Origin of the sequence: Pseudomonas sp. AF32 (assembly GCF_022342325.2) — a bacterium.
Taxonomy (GTDB): Bacteria; Pseudomonadota; Gammaproteobacteria; order Pseudomonadales; family Pseudomonadaceae; genus Aquipseudomonas; species Aquipseudomonas uvaldensis.
Map to the genome: position 1 here is coordinate 1 of NZ_RQJK02000046.1, position 3220 is coordinate 3220.

The 3220-nt window shown below is 52.4% G+C and carries 2 rRNA genes; both read right to left on the minus strand.

Annotated features, from left to right (window positions below):
- Positions 1 to 105, minus strand: a 5S ribosomal RNA gene (gene rrf / locus EGM97_RS25995); the annotation flags it as partial.
- A gap of 157 nt (positions 106 to 262) precedes the next feature.
- Positions 263 to 3154: ribosomal RNA gene (locus tag EGM97_RS26000) — 23S ribosomal RNA — on the minus strand.
- Positions 3155 to 3220: the final 66 nt, after the last annotated feature.

Below are 3220 nucleotides of genomic sequence, written 5' to 3' on the forward strand. Positions count from 1 at the left end.
ACCTACTCTCACATGGGGAAACCCCACACTACCATCGGCGATGCATCGTTTCACTTCTGAGTTCGGGATGGGATCAGGTGGTTCCAACGCTCTATGGTCGTCAAGAAATTCGGTAGCCGGCGCGTGCCATACGGTCACGTTCCAGCGAATGGGCATGCGATAGTTTGTGTGCTGCTTTTAAGCTGGCCGAACTTTCGGTTCATCTCGTCTTCACCGCACCGCAATCTGGTCTCTGTCGAGCCCCAAATTGCTTGGGTGTTATATGGTCAAGCCTCACGGGCAATTAGTACAGGTTAGCTCAACGCCTCACAGCGCTTACACACCCTGCCTATCAACGTCGTAGTCTTCGACGGCCCTTCAGGGAGCTCAAGGCTCCAGTGAGATCTCATCTTGAGGCAAGTTTCCCGCTTAGATGCTTTCAGCGGTTATCTTTTCCGAACATAGCTACCCGGCAATGCCACTGGCGTGACAACCGGAACACCAGAGGTTCGTCCACTCCGGTCCTCTCGTACTAGGAGCAGCCCCTCTCAAATCTCAAACGTCCACGGCAGATAGGGACCGAACTGTCTCACGACGTTCTAAACCCAGCTCGCGTACCACTTTAAATGGCGAACAGCCATACCCTTGGGACCGGCTTCAGCCCCAGGATGTGATGAGCCGACATCGAGGTGCCAAACACCGCCGTCGATATGAACTCTTGGGCGGTATCAGCCTGTTATCCCCGGAGTACCTTTTATCCGTTGAGCGATGGCCCTTCCATACAGAACCACCGGATCACTAAGACCTACTTTCGTACCTGCTCGACGTGTCTGTCTCGCAGTCAAGCGCGCTTTTGCCTTTATACTCTGCGACCGATTTCCGACCGGTCTGAGCGCACCTTCGTACTCCTCCGTTACTCTTTAGGAGGAGACCGCCCCAGTCAAACTACCCACCATACACTGTCCTCGATCCGGATAACGGACCTGAGTTAGAACCTCAAAGTTGCCAGGGTGGTATTTCAAGGATGGCTCCACGCAGACTGGCGTCCACGCTTCAAAGCCTCCCACCTATCCTACACAAGCAAATTCAAAGTCCAGTGCAAAGCTATAGTAAAGGTTCACGGGGTCTTTCCGTCTAGCCGCGGATACACTGCATCTTCACAGCGATTTCAATTTCACTGAGTCTCGGGTGGAGACAGCGCCGCCATCGTTACGCCATTCGTGCAGGTCGGAACTTACCCGACAAGGAATTTCGCTACCTTAGGACCGTTATAGTTACGGCCGCCGTTTACCGGGGCTTCGATCAAGAGCTTCGCGTTAGCTAACCCCATCAATTAACCTTCCGGCACCGGGCAGGCGTCACACCCTATACGTCCACTTTCGTGTTTGCAGAGTGCTGTGTTTTTAATAAACAGTCGCAGCGGCCTGGTATCTTCGACCGGCGTGGGCTTACGCAGCAAGTGCTTGACCCTCACCGGCGCACCTTCTCCCGAAGTTACGGTGCCATTTTGCCTAGTTCCTTCACCCGAGTTCTCTCAAGCGCCTTGGTATTCTCTACCCAACCACCTGTGTCGGTTTGGGGTACGGTTCCTGGTTATCTGAAGCTTAGAAGCTTTTCTTGGAAGCATGGCATCAACCACTTCGTCACCCAGAGGGTAACTCGTCATCAGCTCTCGGCCTTGAAACCCCGGATTTACCTAAGATTTCAGCCTACCACCTTAAACTTGGACAACCAACGCCAAGCTGGCCTAGCCTTCTCCGTCCCTCCATCGCAATAACCAGAAGTACAGGAATATTAACCTGTTTTCCATCGACTACGCTTTTCAGCCTCGCCTTAGGGACCGACTAACCCTGCGTCGATTAACGTTGCGCAGGAAACCTTGGTCTTTCGGCGTGGGTGTTTTTCACACCCATTGTCGTTACTCATGTCAGCATTCGCACTTCTGATACCTCCAGCAAGCTTCTCAACTCACCTTCACAGGCTTACAGAACGCTCCTCTACCGCATCACTTGCGTGATACCCGTAGCTTCGGTGTATGGTTTGAGCCCCGTTACATCTTCCGCGCAGGCCGACTCGACTAGTGAGCTATTACGCTTTCTTTAAAGGGTGGCTGCTTCTAAGCCAACCTCCTAGCTGTCTAAGCCTTCCCACATCGTTTCCCACTTAACCATAACTTTGGGACCTTAGCTGACGGTCTGGGTTGTTTCCCTTTTCACGACGGACGTTAGCACCCGCCGTGTGTCTCCCATGCTCGGCACTTGTAGGTATTCGGAGTTTGCATCGGTTTGGTAAGTCGGGATGACCCCCTAGCCGAAACAGTGCTCTACCCCCTACAGTGATACATGAGGCGCTACCTAAATAGCTTTCGAGGAGAACCAGCTATCTCCGAGCTTGATTAGCCTTTCACTCCGATCCACAGGTCATCCGCTAACTTTTCAACGGTAGTCGGTTCGGTCCTCCAGTCAGTGTTACCTAACCTTCAACCTGCCCATGGATAGATCGCCCGGTTTCGGGTCTATTCCCAGCGACTAGACGCCCTATTAAGACTCGCTTTCGCTACGCCTCCCCTATTCGGTTAAGCTCGCCACTGAAAATAAGTCGCTGACCCATTATACAAAAGGTACGCAGTCACAGAACGAAGTCTGCTCCCACTGCTTGTACGCATACGGTTTCAGGATCTATTTCACTCCCCTCTCCGGGGTTCTTTTCGCCTTTCCCTCACGGTACTGGTTCACTATCGGTCAGTCAGTAGTATTTAGCCTTGGAGGATGGTCCCCCCATATTCAGACAAAGTTTCTCGTGCTCCGTCCTACTCGATTTCATGGCCAAGAGATTTTCGCGTACAGGGCTATCACCCACTATGGCCGCACTTTCCAGAGCGTTCCGCTAATCTCAAAGCCACTTAAGGGCTAGTCCCCGTTCGCTCGCCACTACTAAGGGAATCTCGGTTGATTTCTTTTCCTCAGGGTACTTAGATGTTTCAGTTCCCCTGGTTCGCTTCTGGCACCTATGTATTCAGTGCAAGATAACCAGCTTGTGCTGGTTGGGTTCCCCCATTCAGAGATCTCCGGATCAAAGTCTGTTTGCCGACTCCCCGAAGCTTATCGCAGGCTACCACGTCTTTCATCGCCTCTGACTGCCAAGGCATCCACCGTATGCGCTTCTTCACTTGACCATATAACCCCAAGCAATCTGGTTATACTGTGAAGACGACATTCGCCGAAAATTCGTACGCTTGCTC